Raw genomic sequence first — 20035 nt, forward strand, 5'->3', positions numbered from 1 at the left:
GTGGCGATCTGTTGCTTCACGACGATGAGGAGGGCAATGCGAACGGTCATTACACACGCATCGCCCCTATCAATAACAGCCTGGTCTTCTTCCCGGCTGATCGCCTGCATGAGGTGCTGCCGGTCACCTGTGACAGTGCTGATCCGCTGGATGGTCGCATTACCATCAACGGCTGGTTCCACACCCCGGAGTGATGGTCGCGGTAAAGTGATTGCGCTTTGTAGGTTCTACTCGGAACAGTTCACGCGGCTCTGTCACGTTAACTTAAGCGAGGCAAGGAAGATAGCGGCCGCCGCCGACCTCCATACATCAAGGCGCCTTGAGGACACACATCTCCTGTTGCCAGACGACGAAGGCGTCAGCTCGGTAGGCCCGATATTCGACTGCCGTCATGAGGTGCCGGCACGGATGGCCATGTTGGTGAAAAGGGCCATGGGCGGACAGGAACTGCCGAACTTGGCGCGGTGATGTGAAGCGCTTCATTCGTCGCCCGCGCAGGCGGGTGGGTTTGTGCGAGTTCTCGGCACGGTTGTTGAGGTAGCGACTTTGCCGGTTCTCGATGCCGGGGATGATCTTGGCCTTGGCGGCAGCGTACGACTTCAGTTTGTCGGTGACCACGATACGCGGTGCGTAATGCGAGCCCTTCAACAGCTTCCAGAAGAAGCGCAGGGCCGCTTTGGTGTTGCGCCGGCTCTGCACCAGGATGTCGAGCACCACACCCTCCTGGTCGACCGCGCGCCAGAGGTAGTGCTGGACACCATTGATCTTGAGGAACACCTTGTCCAAGTGCCAGCGCTCGCCGGGCCGAGGACGCCGTCGGCGGAGCCGATTGGCGAAGGTCTGGGCAAACTTGCGACAGCAGCGCCGGACCGTTTCGTAGGAGACCTCGACGCCACGCTCGGCTAGGAGCAGTTCAACGTCTCGAAAGCTGAACGGGAACGTGTGGTACAGCCGAACTGCGTGCGCGATCAGCTCGGCAGGGAAGCGGTGGCGGTAATGTGGATCGGGCTCGCGTCTCATCCCGCTACCATGCCCAGCGAACCTCCGGCTCGCCAGCACCGACGTTTATGTGACGATGCCGGTTGCAGCGCTAAAGATCGGAAAGATGAGAAAGAATAGTGCTGACGCTCGGATCGACCAAGGGCGTCAACCCATCGCGCGCCTTGCGGGATTCCGCGAGGATCCAGCCGCGGAAAGCCTGCGTCCGGGGATCGTCCAGCCGGCTTTCGTGGATCAGCAGGTAATATTCGCCAGCGCTGCGCACCTCGGATGGCAGCGGCATCGCCAGTTCGGCGCGGCGGTCGTACTGCGCTAGCAGGATGTCGGGCACGATGGCGATCCCGCGGCCCTGCCGGGCGGCGTCGAGCGACATGAAGAAATGGCCGAACTCCAGCTCGCCGCCGGTTCCGGCGATGGCTTGTCCGCCGGTCGCCTTCAGCCAGTCCGGCCAGGCGTGCCGGCGGCTGGAGGTGTGGATCAGCGGCAGGCGCACCACCGGCCGCCCGTCCTCCAGCATCGCCTCGCCTGCAAGCTCCGGCGCGCAGGCCGGGCGGAGGATGTCGGGGAACAGCTCGTCCGCCTGTACGCCATCCCAGCTCGTCACCATGTCCAGATTTATGCGTGGCTGTCCACGCTCGTAGCGACGGCCCGGAATGCGGCCGACGCGGATCGCGATGTCGGCTTCGTGCGCCAGCAGGTTCGACGGCTCGATCGACGAGATGATCCGCACCTCGACGCCGGGGTTGGCCTGCGTGAACAGATGCAGGCGCGGCATCAGCCACAGCGACGCGATGGTCGGCAGGATCGAGATGGTCAGTGTGCGCATCGTCCGCGACCGGCCGATCCGCTGCGCCGAGCGCTCCAGCTCGCCCAGGCAGTCGCGGACGGTGCGGGCGAAATCCTCGCCCTCCGGGGTCAGTTCGATGCGCCGGGTCATGCGGCGGAACAGCTGGCAGTCCAGCGCCAGTTCGAGGTCGCGCACCTGCCGACTGATTGCGCCCTGGGTCAGGTGCAGCTCGTCGGCCGCCAGCGTGAAGGAGAGGTGCCGCGCGGCGGCGTCGAACCCGCGCAGGGTGTTGAGCGGCGGCAGCGGTCGTTTCGGCATCGGCATGGCCTCCCATGGATGAGCCTAGGTCATGCATAAGGGCCGAACAAGTCGTTTGTGAGGGTCGGGGTCCTTTGGCACGCTTCCTGTCACTGAACCGTCAGAGTTCAAAAGAAACAGGGCAAGCGCGAGGGTTACCGTGACACGAACAGTCATGACACGACAGACAAGGGGCGATCCCGGTAAGGATTGGGTGCTCGAAGTCAGCAGCATTGCCAAGAGTTACGGGGCAACCTGCGCCCTGCGCAACGCTTCGTTGCGGTTGCGGCCGGGAAAGGTCCATGCGCTTCTTGGCGAGAACGGCGCCGGCAAGAGCACGCTGGTGAAGATCGTCGTCGGCGCGATCCAGCCCGACCGCGGGCGGATCGCGCTGAACGGCGTTCCGACCCGTTTCGCCGGGGTGCGGCAGGCGATTGCCGCCGGGGTGATCCCGATCTACCAGCATCTCAGCCTGTTCCCCCATCTGTCGGTGCTGGAGAACCTGTCGGCCTTCGCCATCGCGGGTGCCGCGGGGCTGCGCGCCCGGCCGGCCCTGGTGCCGCGCGCCACGGCGCGGGCCTGGCTGGACGCGGTCGGCCTCGGCTGCGACCTCGATCTTCCGGTCGAGCGGCTGTCGGTCGGCGAGCGCCAGTTGGTGGAGATCGCCCGCGGGCTGGGGCAGCGCTGCAAGCTGCTGGTACTGGACGAGCCGACCGCCGCCCTGACCCATGATGAGACCGACCGGCTGTTCGGCGTGGTCCGCCGCCTGTGCGCGGAGGGCACCGCCGTCCTCTTCATCAGCCACAAGTTCGACGAGATCGAGGCGCTGGCCGACGACGTCACCGTCCTGCGTGATGGCGTCGCGGTGATCGACGCCGAGCCGCTGGCCTCGCTGAGCCGTGCCGAGCTGGTCCGCGCCATGCTGGGCGACATGGTGGAGTCCGGCGACCGCGCGTTGCCGCAGCCGGGCGGTCCGGTGCTGACCGCGACCGGGTTGCGGCTGGGGCCCGCAGACGCTCCCGCCGACATCACCGTGCGGGCGGGCGAGATCGTCGGGCTGGCCGGGCTGGTCGGTTCGGGCTCCCTGGAACTGGCGGCGGCGCTGGCGGGAGCCCGGCCGGTCGCCGCCGGCACGCTCGCGGTGCGGGGGGAAGCGCTGCCGCCGGGCGACCGCGCGCGGGCCGTCGCCGCCGGGGTCGGCTATGTTCCGGCCGACCGCCACGCCGAGGGACTGTTCGGCCCGCTGGCGGCGCTCCAGAACGCCTCCTCCTCGACCGTCGCGCTGTTCTCGCGCGGCGGGCTGCTGCGGCCGGGTGGTGAGGCGGCGGCGCTGATGCCCTGGCTGCGCCGGCTGAACCTGCACCCCTTCCAGCCGGAGCGGCCGGCCGCCGGATTCAGCGGCGGCAACCAGCAGAAGCTGCTGCTGTCGCGCAATCTGGCGGTACCGGACCTGCGGGTCCTGGTGGTGCTGGAACCGACGCGGGGCGTCGACATCGCCGCGCGGGAAACCATTCACGACGCGTTGGTCGAGGCCGCGGGCCGGGGTGTCGCCGTCGTCGTCGCCTCCAGCGACCTCGACGAGGTCATGGCCCTGTCGCACCGCATCCTGGTCGTGCGGCACGGCAGCCTCGACGGCGAACTGCCGCGCGGCACCGGCCGCGCCGCCCTGATGGACCGGCTGGCCGGACGGAGGGCGGCATGATGGCCCTGAGCGGCGCCCGGCCGCGCCCCTTCTCCGGCCGTCTCAACCCGCCCGCCGCCGTCTGGGTCGTCCTGCTGCTGTTCTGCGTCTTCGCCCTGGCGGTGCCGCGCTTCGCCAGCGCCGGCAATCTGGAAAATCTGCTGCGGGTCGGTTCCATCCTCGGCATCGCCGCCTGCGGCCAGACCATCGTGCTGATCCTCGGCGGGATCGAGTTCTCCTTCGGCGCGTCGGCGGCGCTGGCCAGCGTGGTGACGGTGCTGGCCCTGCCGTCCGCCGGGGTGGTGGGCGGCTTCGCGGCCGGCGCGGCAGCGGTGCTGGTGGTGGGCCTCGTCAACGGCACGCTGGTCGCGCGCTTTTCCCTGCCGCCCTTCCTCGTCACGCTCGGCATGCTGATGGTGGCTGGCGGCGGGGCGGCGGTGCTGGCCGGCGGGCTGCCGATCGACGCGCCGCCGAGCGACGCCTTCTCCTGGCCGGCGCGCGGCCGGGTCGCCGGCATCCCGGTGCCGATCTTGGCGGCGGCGGCAAGCTTCGCCCTGCTGCACCTCCTGCTCGCCCACACCCGCGCCGGCAGGCTCTGGTACCTCGTCGGCGCCAACGGCACGGCGGCGCGGCTGTCCGGCATCACGGTGTGGCGGTCGGTGCTGGCGGGCTATCTGCTGGCCGGCGCCTTCTGCGCGCTCGCCGCCGTCATCCTGACCAGCCGGGTCGCTTCCGGCCAGCCCGGCCTCGCCCCCAACCTGCCGTTCGAAACCATCGCGGCCTGCGCCGTCGGCGGCATCCCGCTGGCCGGCGGGCAGGGGAGGGCGGTGCAGACGCTGTGCGGCGTGCTGGTCATCGCCATGCTGAACAACGCGGTGGTGCTGCTGAACCTGCCCGTCGCCTACCAGCAGCTGATGATCGCCGCCGTAATCCTCGGTGCGGTGATCCTCCAGCAGTTGCCCCGGCTTCTTCTTCTGCTGCCGGTCCGGCCCACCCGCCAGCCAGAGGAGGACCGGTCATGAGCGCCCGTATTCCGCGCCGCTCCGCCGATGGCCTGCGCGCCGCCGCTTCCATCCTTCCCATTCCCTTCCGGGTCGCGCCGCTCTGCCTGGTCCTGGCGGTGGCGGTGTTCGCTGCCACCGCGCCGCGCTTCCTCAGCCTGGGCAACGCCGCCAACATCGGGGCGCAGGTCTGGGTCCTCGCCCTGCTCGCCATCGGCCAGATGTTCGTGCTGGCAACCAGGGGCTTCGATATCTCGGTGGGCGCCGTCGCCGCCCTGTCCAGCGTCTGCGCGGCGATGGCCTGCAACGCCTGGGGCCTGCCCGGGCTGGCCGCCGGGGCGCTGGCCGGGCTGCTATGCGGGCTGGTCAACGGCGCGCTGGTCGGCACGCTCGGCCTCCAGCCGGTGGTCGCTACGCTGGGCAGCCTGATCGCCGTGCGCGGCCTGTCGCTGCTGATCACCGGCGATGGACAGGTGGTGCCGCTCGACGCGGCCGGCGCGGTGACCCGCCTCGGCTTCGAGCCGATGCCGATCCTGCCCGCCTCCAGCTGGGCGGCGCTGGTCCTGACGGTCGGAGCGGCCCTGCTGGTCGGCCGCAGCCTCGCCGGCCGACGCATCCTGATGGCCGGATCGAATCCCGAGGCGGTGGCGCTGGTCGGCGTCGACACCCGGCGCGTCCAGCTCTGGGCCTATGGCCTGTGCGGCCTGTTCGCCGGCCTCGCCGGGGTGCTGATGACGGTCCGGGCCGGCTCCGGCCTGCCGACTGAAGGGGCGGGGATGGAACTTCAGGCCATCGCCGCTGCGGTCATCGGCGGGACCGCGCTCAGCGGCGGCATTGCCAGCGTGACCGCCGTCGTGACCGGGGCGGCCTTCATCCAGGTGCTGCTGACCGGTCTCAACCTCCAGGGCGTCTCGCCCTTCGTCGCCCAGATCGCTGTCGGGGTAGTCATCATCGCCTCCGGCCTTCTCGAAACGCTCATCCGTTCGCTGCCCTCCTTCCACTCCCATCCAAGGACACGGACATGACCCGCTCCCCGACCCGCTTCGCCGGAAGCCTCGCCGCCCTCCTGCTCTCTACCGCACCGGCCCTGGCACAGGACAAGGCCATCGGCTTCGCCATCCCCAACCTCGCCTCGTCCTTCTGGATCTCCGCCGTCTATGGGGCGGAGCAGGAGGCCAAGGCCGCCGGCGTCACGCTGGTCAAGCTGAACGCCGGCGGCGACGCCAACACCAGCCAGCAGATCGCCCAGATCCAGGATTTGGCCCAGCGCGGCGTCGCCGCCATCATTGTCGGCGCCACCAACGGCGACGCGGTGCGGGCGGTGGTGGAGCAGGCGGTCGGCCGCGGCATCCCAGTGGTCGGCATCTCCTCGCCGCCCAACAGCGACCGGCTCAGCGCGACGGTCAGCGCCGACCATTACGACATGGGCCGTCTCCAAGCCCGCTGTCTGGCAAAAGCCATCGGCGGCAAGGGCGAGGTGGCGATGATGGCCGGGCCGACCGGGCAGGCCTGGTCCGACCTGCGGGCCAAGGGCTTCCGCGAGACGCTGGCGAAGGAGGCGCCGGAGGTGACGGTCGTCGCCGAATCCCGGCTGGCCGACAACCGCAACGCCGCCCTGACCACGGCGGAGGACTGGACCCAGCGCTTCCCCGAGCTGAAGGGCGTCTACGCCGCCACCGACGACATGGCGGCCGGCGTGGTCGCCGCGATGAAGGCCGCCGGGCGCGTGCCGGCGGTGCGGGTCTCCGCCTCCAACTTCAGCCCGACGGCGCAGCAGTTGCTGAAGGACCGAGAGCTGGCCTGCACCTCCATCCAGCAGGTGGTGGCGCAGGGCCGTGCCGCCTTCACCCAGGCGCTGGCCGCCGCCGACAAGAAGCCGGTCGAGGCCAAGGTCGTGCTGCCGGCCCTGCTCGTCACCTCTGACACGCTGGGCGAGGTCGATCTAAGCTCGGTCGTCGCCCCGGCCGACTACCGGCCCTGAACACATCGAACCGAAGGCAGGACAAGCGATGCTCCCCTCCCACAACCGCTTTCCCTATTCCGCGATCACCGACCGTCCCGACTTCTCCTGGCCGGGGGGGAAGCGGCTGGCCGTCTATGTGGCGCTCTGCGTCGAGCATTTCCCCTACGGCAGCGGTCTCGGGCTGCCCTATTCGCCGGGCTTGAGCCATCCCAACAGCTACAATTGGGCATGGCGGGAATATGGCAACCGGGTCGGCGGCTGGCGGCTGATCGACCTGTTCGACGCCCACCGCCTGCCGCTGACGGTGCTGCTCAACACCGAATGCTACGAGCATTGCCCGGAACTGGTCGCGGCGCTGCGCCGCCGCGGCGACGAGATCGTCGCCCATGGCCGCACCAACGGCGAGCACCAGAACGGCATGAGCCTGGAGGAGGAGCGCCGCCTGATCGCCGAGGCGACCGAGGCCATCCGCCGCCACGAGGGCAAGGCCCCCGCCGGCTGGATGAGCCCCGGCGCCCACCCCAGCGCCAACACCGAGGATCTGCTGGCCGAGGCCGGCTACCGCTACACGCTGGACTGGCCGATGGACGACCAGCCGGTGTGGATGCGGACCACCGGCGGGCCGCTGCTGAGCGTGCCATACCCGCACGAGGTGAACGACGTGCCGATGGTCGTCCTGCATGACGGCACGGCGACTGCCTTCGCCGACATGGCCATCGACAATTTCGACGAGATGCTGCGCCAGTCGAAGGACCAGCCGCTCGCCTACGGCATCACCATCCACAGCTTCATCGTCGGCCAGCCCTTCCGCATCAAGCAGTTCCGCCGGGTGCTGGAGCATCTCGACGCCCACCGCGACGAGGTGTGGTTCGCCACCGCCGGCCAGATCGCCGACCATTTCGCCGGGCTGATGCCGCCGGCGGCAGCCACCGCCCCGGCCAGACCCTGACCCGTTCCTGACGCCGGCCCACCGTTAGGGCCGGCTCCCATCCGAAAGGTTTCATCATGACTGAGACGCCCCTTGGGCTGTCCCAAACCCCGGCGCACGCCCGCGTTCTGCCCCCGCTGCGGGTCGCCGTCGCCGGCCTCGGCGCCGTCGGGCTGAAGATCGTCGAGGCGCTCGACGAGGGCCTCGACGGCTGCGTCCTGACCGCCGTCTCGGCCCGCGACAAGGCGGCGGCGGCGGACCGCCTGTCTGCCCTGACCCGCCCGGTACCGGTGGTGGACATCGCCGAACTGGAGCCGCTCGCCGACCTCGTCGTCGAATGCGCTCCCGCAGCACTGCTTCCGGGCATCGTCGAGCCGTTCCTCCGCGCCGGCAAGACGGCGGTGGTGCTCAGCTCCGGCGCCCTGCTGGCCAACGAAGGGCTGGTCGCCACAGCCCGCACCCATGGCGGGCAGATCGTCGTGCCGACCGGCGCGCTGCTCGGGCTCGACGCGGTGACGGCGGCGGCGGAGGGGGAAATCCGCGCCGTGCGTATGGTGACGCGCAAGCCGGTGCGCGGGCTGGTCGGCGCCCCTTATCTGGTCGAGAACAACATCGCCATCGAGGACATCACCGGCCCGCTGCGCATCTTCCACGGCACCCCGCGCGAGGCGGCGGTCGGGTTCCCCGCCAACCTGAACGTGGCGGTGGCGCTGTCGCTGGCCGGCATCGGCCCCGACCGCACGACGCTGGAGATCTGGGCCGACCCGGCGCTGGAGCGTAACACCCACCGCATCGAGGTCGAGGCGGACTCGGCGACCTTCACCATGGCGATCGAGAACATCCCGACCGACAACCCGAAGACCGGCCGCATCACCGCCCTTTCGGTGCTGGCCTATCTGCGCAAGCTGCGCGCCCCGCTGCGCGTCGGGTCTTGAGCGCCGCTTCGGCAAGAAACGAAAAACAGAAGGGGGATTCGTCATGGATCTCGGACTTTCCGGCCGCACCGCACTGGTGCTGGGCGCCGGGGGCGGGCTCGGCCGCGCCATCGCCCTGGGGCTGGCACGCGAAGGCGCCAACCTCGTCATCGCCGACCGCGACGCGCCGTCGCTGGCCGGCACCAGCGCCGTCCTCACCGAAACTGCCGCACCCTGCCTTCCCATCGTCTGGGATCTGGGCGACGCGGCCGCCACCGACCGCAACGTCGCCCTGGCCGAGGAACGGTTCGGCGCAATCGACATCCTGGTCAACAACACCGGCGGCCCGCCGCCGTCGCCGGCAAGCGGCGTCGATCCGAAGATCTGGTCGGCGCAGTTCGAGGCGATGGTGCTGTCGGTCATCCGCATCACCGACCGGGTGCTGCCCGGCATGCGGCAGCGGCGCTGGGGCCGGATCGTCACCAGCGCCTCGTCGGGCGTCGTCGCGCCGATCCCCAACCTCGCCTTGTCCAACGCGCTGCGCCTGTCCCTGGTCGGCTGGTCCAAGTCGCTGGCCCGCGAGGTTGCGGCCGACGGCGTGACCGTCAACATCGTCCTGCCCGGCCGCATCGCCACCGACCGCATCCGCTTCCTGGACGAGAGCAAGGCGGCGCGCGAAGGGCGGCCGGTCGCCGAAATCGTCGCCGAGAGCACCGCCGCCATCCCGATGGCCCGCTACGGCGAGCCGCGCGAATACGCCGACGCCGTCGCCTTCCTGGCCAGCGAGCGCGCCGCCTACGTCACCGGTTCCACCCTGCGGGTGGACGGCGGCTATATCCCCAGCATCTGAAAGTCCGAAGGATCCCCAGTATGAGCAGCAGCACCGAAACTGTCCTCACCGCCGCGCAGCGCGAGGACATCCGCACCCGCTTCCTGGCCATCGACACCTCCAACGTCGCCGACGTGCTCGACGTGATGGGTTGGCCCGATCAGGGGCTGGCGGCGGAATTCATGCCCTATCCCGCCACCGCCGGGCGGCTGGCCGGCTGGGCCTACACCATCCGCGGCCAGATGACCCCGTATCCGCTGGGCGGCGATGCCGACAAGATGGCGGCGTGCCAGGGGCTGTCGCCCGGCGAGGTGTCGGTGTGGAGCGGCGACGGTGACGGCATCTGCTATTTCGGCGAGCTGATCGCCATCGGCATGAAGGAGCGCGGCAGCACCGGCGCGCTGGTCGACGGCGGCATCCGCGACGTGCGCTGGCTCGGCCATCACGGCTTCCCAGTCTACGCCCGCTACCGCACGCCGGTGCAGTCGATCGGCCGCTGGAAGGTCAACGCGTGGCAGGTTCCGGTCTTCCTGCGCGGGGCCACGGTGGAGCGCGTGAGGATCGAGCCGGGCGACTTCATCCTGGCCGACGAGGACGGAGCGCTCGCCATCCCGGCGGCCATCGTTCCGCAGGTGCTGGCGGAATCGGAGGCGCTGACGGCGACCGAAATCCGCATCCGCGAGGAGCTGTCGAACGGCCTGACCCTGGCGCAGGCGCTGGAGCGCTACGGTCACGTATGACGCCCTGCCGGGCGGCCCCGTTTCCGCCTGCCGAAGACGGGGCCGTTCCGGGATTGCCGCCGCCGCTGTTGTTGCGGTCGCCGTCCTCCCCCGCGCCGCGACACCATCGTTGAAAGGGCCCCAGCATGACCGCCGCGTATCCCCGCGACCCCGCCCAGGCCGTCGCGGCCGCCCTGGCCGCGGCGCGCGCCAGCCGGCTCAACGCCTTCATCGAGCTGTTCCCCGACGCGGAGGAGAGGGCGCGAGCCCTATCGGTGGAGGATCCGCGACCGGCGCCCTGGGGGCTGCCCTTCGCCTACAAGGACGTTTTCGCCACCGTCGGGCGGCAGCCGACGGTGGGGGCCGGGCATGGCTACCGCTGGGGTGGAGAACGGAACAGTGTGGCGCTCGACCGTCTGGCGGCGGCCGGCGCCATCGCCATCGGGGCGCTGAACCTCGACCCGCATTGCTATGCCGCCACCGGGCTGAATCCCTATTTCGGGCGGGTGCTGAACCCGGTGGATGCGCGGTTCGCCGTCGGCGGGTCGTCGAGCGGGTCGGCGGCGGCGGTCGCGGCCGGCATCGTGCCCTTTGCGCTAGGAACCGACACTGGCGGGTCGGTGCGTATTCCGGCCGCCCTGTGCGGCGTCCTCGGCTTCAAGCCGACGGCCGGAGCCGTCGGCGATCCCGGTATCGCGCCGTTGTCGCCGTCGCAGGACGTCATCGGCATCATTGCCCGCGATCCCGCCCTGCTACGCGCGGTGTTCGCTGCGCTGCGCGATCCGGCTTCCATGGAACAACACGATGGCCCTCTGCGGGTCGGTCTGCCGGCGGAATGGATCCGGACCGGCGTCGATCCGGAGGTCGCCGCGGTTATCCAGTCCGTCCTGCGCCGGATGACCGAGGGCGGTGCGCTGGCGGCCGAGGTGGCCCTGCCGTCGCTCGACGCGCTGAACGCCTGCGCCGGAACCATCACCTCGTTCGAGGCGTCGGCTCTGCACCGGACGGCGCTGGTGGAGCGCCCGGATTGGTATCCGGCGGCGGTGCGGCGGCGTCTGGTCGCGGCGGCCGAGGTGGGGCGCGACGCCTACGACCAGGCATTGCGCGACCGCGAGGCCCATCGGGCGGCGGTGATCGAGGGGGCTTTCGCTGCGGCGGACGTCCTGCTCTGTCCGGTGATCGGTGGGCCGGCTCCGCGTCTGGATGGTGTCGACGACGACGACGTGACCATTGCCGGCGCCACCACCCTGGCCTTCCTGCGCTTCAACCGCCCCTTCAGCCTGCTTGGCCTGCCGGCGCTGGCGCTGCCGGCCGGGCGCGACCGCAACGGGATGCCGGTGGGGGTCCAGATCGTCGGGCGGCCGGGCGCGGACGATCTGGTCCTGGCGATCGCCGACCGGTTCGGCGGACCGCCGGACCGGCCCGCCTGACTGTCGCGACGGCCGTCACCCTGCCTTGGCGACCATCGCCTCGATCTCCACCAGCCCGGCCACCTGCACACGTGTGCGCACCGGAATGTTCGAGGTCTCGGCGGCACCGAAAGCTTCCGCGTGGGCGCAGGAAAAGCCCTGGAAATCGGCCCGTCCACCCATCCGCGAATCGCCGACCGGGGAGACGAATCGCTGGGCGGAGCCACGGGACTTGAAGCGCTGCATCTTCCTTTCGCGTCGCCGGACCGGCTGGTGCGAGACCTCGGCCCGGCTATTCCGTCGCCGGCCTTGCTCATGGCGGGCCGTCGGTCCGATCTCACGGAAGGCAGACCCGTAGGACCGATGCTTATCGGTGGTGACCTGGGTGGGCGCGAAGCCGTGCTTCTTGAGCAGATTGCGCATCAGCTTGAGGGCCGCTGCTTTGTCCCGTCGGCGCTGGACAAGCACCTCCAGCACCTCCCCCTCATCATCGACCGCCCGCCACAGGTACATCAGCCAGTCGCCGATTTTTACGACCATCTCGTCCAGATGCCAGCGCGGGCTGGGCCTCGGCCGCAGGCGCCGCAGGATGCCGGCGATCGCCGGCCCGAACTTCACGACCCAGCGGCGGACGGTCTCGTAGGACACGTCAACACCGCGTTCGACGAGCAGCTCCTCAACAACCCGGTACTCAGCGCAAACCGCAGGTACAGCCGGATGGCCCGTCACGCTGGCTGTACCTGCGGTTTGCGCAACAAATAATTTGTTCATGAGACCTGTCGTATCTTAACATCGCCGTGGCGGCGCGCCTGTCGGCTGCGTCCCGCCTTATTCACAGTCGGACATGTGTCTTCCTTTTATCCCGGCAAGCTGCCCAGGGCGCCGAAGACCGCCTGTCCGAGCCGATTTCCCTGAATGAAAGTGCAGAAAATGTCAGGAAAGAACCATCAGACGGCTGCGAATGGCTTTCGGCAGCTTTTGAGGGAGCGAAAGACGTTACTGGGAACGTTCATCAAGACGCCGACGAGCCATACCGTCGAAGTGTTCGGCGATCTTGGATTCGATTTCGTAGTGATCGATGCCGAACATGCGCCCTTCGACCGCAGTACCATCGACAGGGCGCTTTTGGGCGCGCGCGCTGCCGGTGTCGCCGGCCTTGTGCGGGTCGCTGAACCTAGCCCGTCGCAAATCCTCGCGGCTCTCGACGATGGTGCGGCGGGCGTGCTGATCCCTCATGTTTCGTCGCCGGACGCTGCCGCGGCGGCCGTGTCGGCCTGCCGCTACCGGGGCGGAAGGAGGGGATTCTCCAATTCGCCGCGGGCCGGCCGCTATGGCGGAGTGGCGTTGTGGCCCCATGTCGAAGCGCAGGACGCCGCCGTCGCCGTTATCGCTATGATCGAGGATCCGGAGGCACTCGACGTCCTGGATCCGATCATGGGCACCGAAGGACTGGATGCGGTTTTCATCGGCCGGGCCGATCTTACCGTCGCTCTCGGGGCCGCTTCGCCCGAGGCGCCGGAAGTCCGGTCGGCGGTCATGAAAATCCTTGAGGCCGCGACCAAAGCCGGGATGCCGGTCTGTGTAATGGCGGCGACTGTCGAGGAGGCGAAATCCTTTGCCAAGCTGGGGGCCACGGTCTTCATGATCGGTTCCGATCTGGGGTTGATGCGTCAGGCGGCAAGCCGCATTCATGACGATTTCGCCGGAATGAGGGACGGATCCGGTGGCTGAAGGGTCGTTCCGCCGCTTGTGAAGAAGGGGGGACGAGCGGGGTCGCCTGCTGTAAATATAACGTTGACAGCACGAATCATTGGCGTAATCATACAAACATATTGAAACGACGTTTCAATATTCAAAACGCCAGCCACACAGCTTAGCAAACAACCTGCAAACTGCCGGTCAGGGCCGTCGTTTGCCTACCGGCGCGCCAATCACATGAAACGACATTTCATTATTTGAAACGCTACTGGAGTGATGCGGTGCCAGTCGATCGAAGGGCCATTGCCAAGTCTGCCGATCTCAAGATCGACGGGCGGAAGGCAGAAGCGAAGGAGCCCGCGGGAACCAGCACGCTGGATCTCGCCATCCGTGCGCTGGAATTCCTGGCGCATGAAAGCCAGCCCCTGTCCTTGGCCCACATCGCCGAAGCGCTTTCGGCGTCGAAGGCCACGATCTATCGCCATCTCGTGACGCTGCAGCGCCACGGCCTCGTAAGCCAGGATCCCGATACCGGGCGGTACGAGGTCGGTGTGAAACTGCTGGTCCTGGGGGAGGCGGTGCGTGCACGCTTCGACGTGGTGTCCGCCGCCCGCGAGGAACTGATGCGCCTGCGCGACGCCACCGGGCAGGCGGTCACCATCTGCCGGATGGTCGACGGCGACCTTGTGGTCCTGGACCTGATCCAGGGCCGCTCGGTCATCGAATTCGGCACCCGGCCCGGCACCCGCTTCGACCTGCATGCCAGCGCCCACGGCAAAGTCTGGATGGCCTTCGGGCCGCCGACCCTCATCGCGCGGACCTTGGCCGCGCCGCTGAAACGCTGGACCCCCAACACCATCGCCGACGCCGGCCGCCTGAAAGCGGAGGTGGACGCCGTCCACCGCCAGGGCTGGGCGGTTGCCGCCGACGAAATGATCACCGCCGTCAACGCCTTGGCGGCACCCGTCTTCGACCACCGCAACCAGATCGCCGGTTCGATCGCGATCGTGGGTGCGACCCAATTCATCCCTTCCCCCCCTGATGCCGCGCAACTGGAGAAGCTGCTTGCCGCCGCGCAAGCCATCTCCCGTGGTCTCGGCTGGAGATCGAGCCGATGAGCTATTCCCTCGCCGTCGATATCGGCGGCACCTTCACCGATATCGTGCTGCGTAATTCCGACGGCCAACTGACCGTCGACAAAACCCTGACCACCCACGAGGACCTTCTGTCCGGCTTCTTCGGCGGCGTCCAGTCGGTACTAAAGAAGGCTGGCGTGGCAGCTAGCGACGTCGACGGCGTGGTCGTCCACGCCACCACCGTGGTGACCAACGCGCTGATCGAGCGCAAGGGGCCGCCGACGGCGCTGGTCGTGACGGAAGGCTTCCGCGACGTGCTCGCCATCCGCAACGAGCACCGCTACGACATGTACGACCCGCAGATCGAATTTCCCGAGCCGCTGGTGCCGGACGAGCTGACCTTCGGCTTCCGCGAGCGGACCCTGGCCGACGGCACGGTTCTGGTCGAGCCTGTGGCGGACGACATCGCGGCGCTGGCCGACCGCCTCCGCAACAGCGGGGCGAAGGCGGTGGCGGTGTGCTTCGTCAACAGCTTCGCCAACCCGGCCAACGAGGCGGCCGTCGCAGCGGAACTGGCGCGCCAGCTCAATGACGTCTTCATCTGCACCTCCTCCGATGTGGCGCCGCAGATCCGTGAATATCCGCGCGCCTCGACGGCGACGGTGAACGCCTACACCATGCCGATCTCGCAGCCCTATCTGCGTCGCCTCAGCGACCGGCTGCGCACCGAGGGCTTCGGCAACACGCCGCTGATCATGCTCAGTTCCGGCGGCGTTGTCGGTGCCGAGACCGCCGGGCGCAACCCGGTGCGGATGATCGAAAGCGGTCCCGCCGCCGGTGCGCTCGCCGCCTGCCACTACGCCGAGATTCTCGGCATCGACCGACTGATGTCCTTCGACATGGGCGGCACCACAGCAAAGGCCTGCCTGATCGAGAACCGCACCCCGCTGGTGACCGGGTTGTTCGAGGTCGACCGCCGCTACCGCTTCAAGGAGGGCAGCGGCCTACCGGTGACGGTGCCCTCCATCGACCTGATCGAGATCGGGGCGGGCGGCGGCAGCATCGCCCATGTCGACAGCCTCGGCCTGCTGAAGGTCGGTCCGGAAAGCGCCGGTTCCAACCCCGGCCCGGCCTGCTACGGCCGCGGCGGGCGTAGCGCCACCGTCACCGATGCCGACCTGATGCTCGGGCTGATCGATGCCGATAATTTCCTCGGCGGCGAGATGAAGCTCGACCGGGCGGCGACCGAGGCGGCCTTCGCCGAACTGGCCGGCGCGCTGGGCGGCACGCCGGTGCAGGCGGCGCGCGGCATCTACCGCGTGGTGACCGAGGCGATGGCGTCGGCCGCGCGCTCCCATGCCACCGACCGCGGCGTCGATTACCGCGGACTGCCGCTCTTCGCTTTCGGCGGTGCCGGTCCGTTGCATGCCTGCGGCGTGGCGGAGCTGCTGCAAAGCTCCTCGGTCATCGTGCCGCCGCAGTCGAGCGTCCTGTCGGCCTTCGGCACGCTGGTGACGCCGGTGCGGCTCGATCTGGTGCGCAGCGACCTGATGCGCCTGGACGGCGTCGCCTGGGAGCGGGTGGAGCGCATTCTCGCCGACCTGGAGAAAGAGGGCCGCAGTGCCCTGACCGAGGCGGGCTGCGCCCCGGCCGACGTCCGGGTGCTGATCGGCGCCGACATGCGCTACACCGGCCAGCAGAACGAGGTCACGGTCATGTTCGACCGCGACCCGCGCGAGGCGCGCGACATCGACGCCTGCGTCGCCCAGTTTGCCGAGACCTACCGCGTGCTCTACGGCATGAACCCATCGCACGTCCCGGCCGAGATCGTCACTTGGCGCGTCACCGTCCAGGGTCCGGCCATCCGCTTCCACTCCGCGGGCAAGCCGGCCAGCGCGCCGGGCAAGCCCAAGGGCAGCCGTCCGGTCCATGCCTGGCAGGACGGACAGGCGGTTCCGGTCTACGAGCGCGGCGATCTCGCCGTCGGTCAGACCGTCACTGGCCCCTGCATCATCGAAGAGCGCGAAACCACCACGGCCATTCCCCCCGGCTGGGTCGCCACCATCGACCCCATGGGCTGCATCGTCGCCACCGCGGCGCCCGCCGCCCACGCCTGACAACACCTTACCATCGGAGCCGGAACATGGACGGCGTTGAACTCGAAATCCTCTGGTCCAACCTGATCGGCGTTGTGACGGAGCGCGCCAAGGCGTTGCAGCGCATCGCCTTCAGCCCGATCGTCCGCGAGGCCGGCGACCTCGCCTGCGCGCTGTTCGACCAGCGCGGACGCATGGTCGCCCAGGCAAACACCGGCACGCCCGGTCACATCAATTCGCTGGCATTCGCCGGCGCCCATCTGGTCAAGGAATTCGCCGGCCGCTGCGAACCGGGCGACGTGCTGATCACCAACGATCCCTGGCTGTCGGCGGGCCATTTCTTCGACATCACCACCCTGACGCCGATCTTCCGCGGCGACCGGCTGATCGCCTATATCGGCTCGACCATCCACCACACCGACATCGGCGGCTACGGCATCGGCGCCGGCGCCCGCGACGTTCACGAGGAAGGTCTGTGGATCCCGCCGCTCAAGCTGTACGAGCGGGGAACGCCCAACCCGGTCCTGCACGCTATGATCCGCCGCAACGTCCGCACCCCCGACGCGGTGTTCGGCGACCTCGCCGCCCAGGTGTCGAGCGGACAGGCGGCGGCCGAGCATCTGGTCGCGCTGTGCGAGCGCCACGGGCTGGAGGACATCGAGGCGCTGTCCGACGAGATCATCGACCGGTCGGAGGCGAACACCCGCGACGCCATCCGTCGGCTCCGTCCCGGCACCTATCACGGGGAATCGGTCTTCGACGTGCCGGGCGGCGAGAAGATCACGCTGAAGGCGGCGCTGACCATCGACGCCGAAACCGGCACCATCACGGTCGACTTTGCCGGCAGCTCGATGCAGACCTCCACCGGCATCAACGTCGTCCTGAACTACACCCATGCCTATGCCACCTTCGCCATCCGCAGCTGCCTGAACCACGAGTTGCCCAACAACACCGGCAGCCTCGCTCCCATCCAGGTCAAGGCGCCGGAAGGATCCATCATCAACTGCCGTTACCCGGCGCCGGTGAACGCCCGCCATGTCGTCGGCATGTATGTGCCGATGCCGATCCTGAAGGCTCTCTATCAGGTCTTCCCCGAGAAGGTGCTGGCCGAAGGGTCGGGTGCCGTGTGGACCATCCAGATCGAAGGCCGCAAGGCCGACGGCAGGCCCTTCACCTCGTCGATGTTCAACTATTCCGGCGGCATGGGCGCGCGCGCCGACAAGCCCGGCCCCAGCGCCACCTGCTACCCGACCGGGGTTGCCGCCGTGCCGGTGGAAATCCTGGAGGCGGCGATGCCCATCGTGTTCGACCGCAAGGAACTGCGGCGCGGTTCGGGTGGGGCGGGGCGCATGCCGGGCGGCGACGGCCAGATCATCGCCTTCCACATGAACACCAGCGACCCCTGGCTGCTCAACGCGGTGCCGAGCCGGCTCGACATGGGGCCGGAGGGGCTCGGCGGCGGCGATCCCGGCCAGCCCGGCCGCTTCCTGGTCAATGGCGAACCGGTCAGCCAGGCACGCAAGCTCAGCATGAGAGCGGGCGATGCGGTGGTGCTGGAAACGCCTGGCGGCGGCGGCTACGGGGCGTTGTAAGGGCGGACCGCCACCTCTTCTCTCCCTCGTGCGAGCGGGGGAGGGGGGAGCCTTGTAGCGGCCATTTAAAAAGAACGAACCAAACACGGGAGGATAGGATCATGTCCTTGCGAAACGCGCGGCGCACCGTCGCGCTTGCGGCGATGGCCGCGGCCCTGCTGGCAGGCACGGCGCCGGCCCGCGCGGCAGAGGTTCTGAAGATCGGCATCTCAGCCGGCCTGACCGGTTATGCTGCCACCGTCGACCGCGCGTGGCGCGACGGCGTGCAACTCGCCGCCGACGCCCTGAACGCCAGGGGCGGCGTCATGGGACGGAAGGTCGAGGTGGTGGTTGAGGACAACCGCTCCGAACCCCAGGAGGCGGTGACCGCCTATCGCAAGATGATCTCCTCCGACGCGGTCGACGTCTTCATCAGCGGCTGCGTGTCCGCCGGCAATTTTGCCGCCGCCGGGATGGTGGCGCGGGCCGAAAAGCCGATGATGCTCTGCTCCATCCTGCCGCAGCAGGCCTCCCAGGTGAAATGGGCCTTCACCACTCTGCCGCCAGCCGGGTTCGAGATTGAGAAGCGGTTCGAGTACCTGCGCGACAAGACGCAGATCCGAAAGGTTGGGGTCCTGCACGATCCGACACCCTATGCGCTGCTGCAGAAATCCGTCGCCGAGAAGGTCGCCGGCAAGTACGGCCTGGAGGTGGTCGGCGTCGAATCCTACAAGCAGGACGACGCCGACCTTAGCGTCCAGCTTACCAAGCTCCAGTCGGCCGGTGCCGGCGCGGTCATCAAGATCGGGCTGGGCGGCACCACCCTGACTGCCGCCAAGAACATGAAGCAGCTGGGATCCACCATGCTGCTGCTGACCAGCCTGGAGGATCTGGCCGTCTTCAAGCCGGTATCCGAGGTGCTGGGCGATCGCTTCCTGTTCGTCGCCTCGCCGTCGCAGGTGTTCGACGCGTTGCCCGAAAGCGCGACCAAGACGGAAATCTCCAAGTTTCTCGAACCGTGGCGCGCAAAGTACGGTGACCGCGATCCCAATTGGGCATCGCGCGGCTGGGACGGCGTGATGCTGACCGTGGCCGCCATCGAGGCGGGCAAATCGGCCGCCGGCCCGTCCATGCGCGACCGGATGGAGACGATCACCGGTTTCCAGGGCACCACCGGCATCTACAACTTCACGCCCGACAACCATCAGGGCATCACCGCGAACCCCTTCGTCCTGGCGACCATCGCCGGCGATAAGGTGAAGATCGTCCAATGACGGCGGCCTTCCGCTCGTCCGCGGTGTCTCCCGTCACGGTTCCCGGACCGGTGGCGTTCGTTCCGGCTTCTCCGGTCCTGGCGGCAAGAGGGCTCAGCGCCCGCTACGGTCAGGTCCAGGCGCTGGCTCCACTCGATTTCGAGGTCGGACCCGGCGAGCTGGTGGCGGTGCTCGGCCCCAACGGGGCGGGAAAATCCACCCTGCTGCGGGCCATCCTCGGGCTTGTCGCCACCGGCGGCGAGGTCAGCTTCCAGGGTAGGGCGCTGCCCCGCCGCAATCCGGTGGCGGTGGCATCGAGGGGAGTGGTGCTGGTGCCTGAGGGGCGCGGCATCTTCGGGCCGATGACGGTTGCCGAGAACCTCGAACTCGGCGCCTGGAGTCTCGGCGGCGGACGAAAAGGCCGCGCAGCTCTGGAGCGCCGCCTGTCCCACGTGTTCGAGCTGTTTCCGCGCCTCAAGGAACGGCTCGGCCAAACCGCCGGATCGATGTCCGGCGGAGAGCAGCAGATGCTGGCGATCGGCCGCGCCCTGATGGCCGACCCGAAGATTCTGCTGCTCGACGAGCCGTCCCTTGGCCTTGCCCCGCGGGTGACCGAGGAGATCCTGGAGACGCTGGGCGTCCTCAACCGCTCCGGCTTGCCCGTGGTGCTGGTGGAACAGCGCGCCCCTTCGGCGCTGAAGCTGGCTAACCGCGCCTATCTGCTGTCGCTCGGCCGGCTCGCCGCCGTCATCGACCCCCGCGAGGTCCAATCGCATGACCAGCTTGCCCAATATTATTTCGCGTAAGGGCCCAG

The 20035-nt window shown here is 68.9% G+C and carries 18 protein-coding genes and 1 pseudogene; 16 read left to right on the top strand and 3 right to left on the bottom strand.

All coding sequences use genetic code 11. From position 1 onward, the window contains the following. A partial coding sequence (locus tag TSO5_RS06890) for a 2OG-Fe(II) oxygenase (RefSeq protein WP_199230823.1) occupies nucleotides 1-194 on the top strand: 194 nt, incomplete at its 5' end. Between the two features lie 115 nt (nucleotides 195-309). Here the strand turns inward: TSO5_RS06890 and TSO5_RS06895 are convergent. After that, complete coding sequence (locus TSO5_RS06895; protein WP_109150904.1) at nucleotides 310-1020, bottom strand: IS6 family transposase; 711 nt, start codon at nucleotides 1018-1020, stop codon at nucleotides 310-312. Between the two features lie 70 nt (nucleotides 1021-1090). Next, nucleotides 1091-2104 (bottom strand): LysR substrate-binding domain-containing protein, encoded by a 1014-nt coding sequence (locus TSO5_RS06900; protein ID WP_158282378.1) that lies wholly within the window; start codon nucleotides 2102-2104, stop codon nucleotides 1091-1093. A gap of 193 nt (nucleotides 2105-2297) precedes the next feature. Here TSO5_RS06900 and TSO5_RS06905 point away from each other — a divergent pair, with 193 nt between their 5' ends. The 9 genes from TSO5_RS06905 to TSO5_RS06945 all read left to right on the top strand — a co-directional run bounded on the left by TSO5_RS06905 (nucleotide 2298) and on the right by TSO5_RS06945 (nucleotide 11548). Further along, entirely contained in the window at nucleotides 2298-3785 is a 1488-nt protein-coding gene (locus tag TSO5_RS06905; protein ID WP_158282379.1) for a sugar ABC transporter ATP-binding protein, read from the top strand. After that, on the top strand, nucleotides 3782-4786 hold the full coding sequence (locus tag TSO5_RS06910) for an ABC transporter permease (RefSeq protein WP_109150907.1): 1005 nt from the start codon (nucleotides 3782-3784) through the stop codon (nucleotides 4784-4786). Before TSO5_RS06905 ends, TSO5_RS06910 begins: the two co-directional genes overlap by 4 nt. Then, complete coding sequence (locus tag TSO5_RS06915; protein ID WP_109150908.1) at nucleotides 4783-5790, top strand: ABC transporter permease; 1008 nt, start codon at nucleotides 4783-4785, stop codon at nucleotides 5788-5790. The genes TSO5_RS06910 and TSO5_RS06915 overlap by 4 nt, the downstream gene beginning before the upstream one ends. Next, nucleotides 5787-6746: a substrate-binding domain-containing protein gene (locus tag TSO5_RS06920; protein ID WP_109150909.1), complete on the top strand. Its 960-nt coding sequence runs from the start codon at nucleotides 5787-5789 to the stop codon at nucleotides 6744-6746. The genes TSO5_RS06915 and TSO5_RS06920 overlap by 4 nt, the downstream gene beginning before the upstream one ends. Nucleotides 6747-6774: 28 nt before the next feature. Then, a complete protein-coding gene (locus TSO5_RS06925; RefSeq protein ID WP_109150910.1) occupies nucleotides 6775-7677 on the top strand; it encodes a polysaccharide deacetylase family protein in 903 nt (300 codons plus the stop codon). 56 nt (nucleotides 7678-7733) lie between these two features. Further along, a complete protein-coding gene (locus TSO5_RS06930; protein WP_109150911.1) occupies nucleotides 7734-8591 on the top strand; it encodes an aspartate dehydrogenase in 858 nt (285 codons plus the stop codon). Nucleotides 8592-8634: 43 nt separating this feature from the next. Further along, the gene (locus TSO5_RS06935) at nucleotides 8635-9420 is read left to right on the top strand and encodes an SDR family oxidoreductase (protein ID WP_109150912.1); all 786 of its coding nucleotides are present in this window, start codon (nucleotides 8635-8637) and stop codon (nucleotides 9418-9420) included. A gap of 20 nt (nucleotides 9421-9440) precedes the next feature. Then, nucleotides 9441-10139: an aldolase gene (locus TSO5_RS06940; protein ID WP_109150913.1), complete on the top strand. Its 699-nt coding sequence runs from the start codon at nucleotides 9441-9443 to the stop codon at nucleotides 10137-10139. Between the two features lie 125 nt (nucleotides 10140-10264). After that, nucleotides 10265-11548, top strand: a complete 1284-nt coding sequence (locus TSO5_RS06945) for an amidase (protein WP_109150914.1) — start codon at nucleotides 10265-10267, stop codon at nucleotides 11546-11548. Nucleotides 11549-11728: 180 nt separating this feature from the next. On the opposite strand, the pseudogene TSO5_RS06950 reads toward TSO5_RS06945, so the two are convergent. Continuing rightward, nucleotides 11729-12246 (bottom strand): annotated as a pseudogene (locus tag TSO5_RS06950) (IS6 family transposase); the annotation flags it as partial. A 196-nt stretch (nucleotides 12247-12442) separates the two neighbouring features. Here TSO5_RS06950 and TSO5_RS06955 point away from each other — a divergent pair. The 6 genes from TSO5_RS06955 (at nucleotide 12443) to TSO5_RS06980 (ending at nucleotide 20027) form a co-directional block, all read left to right on the top strand. Beyond that, the gene (locus TSO5_RS06955; protein WP_199230824.1) at nucleotides 12443-13258 is read left to right on the top strand and encodes an aldolase/citrate lyase family protein; all 816 of its coding nucleotides are present in this window, start codon (nucleotides 12443-12445) and stop codon (nucleotides 13256-13258) included. Between the two features lie 224 nt (nucleotides 13259-13482). Continuing rightward, nucleotides 13483-14343, top strand: coding sequence for an IclR family transcriptional regulator (locus tag TSO5_RS06960; protein ID WP_109150916.1), 861 nt, complete (start codon nucleotides 13483-13485; stop codon nucleotides 14341-14343). Continuing rightward, the gene (locus tag TSO5_RS06965) at nucleotides 14340-16418 is read left to right on the top strand and encodes a hydantoinase/oxoprolinase family protein (protein WP_109150917.1); all 2079 of its coding nucleotides are present in this window, start codon (nucleotides 14340-14342) and stop codon (nucleotides 16416-16418) included. The genes TSO5_RS06960 and TSO5_RS06965 overlap by 4 nt, the downstream gene beginning before the upstream one ends. A gap of 26 nt (nucleotides 16419-16444) precedes the next feature. Beyond that, on the top strand, nucleotides 16445-17989 hold the full coding sequence (locus TSO5_RS06970) for a hydantoinase B/oxoprolinase family protein (protein ID WP_109150918.1): 1545 nt from the start codon (nucleotides 16445-16447) through the stop codon (nucleotides 17987-17989). Nucleotides 17990-18090: 101 nt separating this feature from the next. Continuing rightward, entirely contained in the window at nucleotides 18091-19242 is a 1152-nt protein-coding gene (locus TSO5_RS06975; RefSeq protein ID WP_109150919.1) for an ABC transporter substrate-binding protein, read from the top strand. Beyond that, nucleotides 19239-20027 carry an ABC transporter ATP-binding protein gene (locus tag TSO5_RS06980; RefSeq protein WP_109150920.1) on the top strand — a complete coding sequence of 263 codons (789 nt, stop codon included), beginning with the start codon at nucleotides 19239-19241 and terminating at the stop codon, nucleotides 20025-20027. Before TSO5_RS06975 ends, TSO5_RS06980 begins: the two co-directional genes overlap by 4 nt. Nucleotides 20028-20035 lie beyond the last annotated feature (8 nt).

The organism is Azospirillum sp. TSO5 (genome assembly GCF_003116065.1).
In the GTDB taxonomy this organism is placed as follows: domain Bacteria; phylum Pseudomonadota; class Alphaproteobacteria; order Azospirillales; family Azospirillaceae; genus Azospirillum.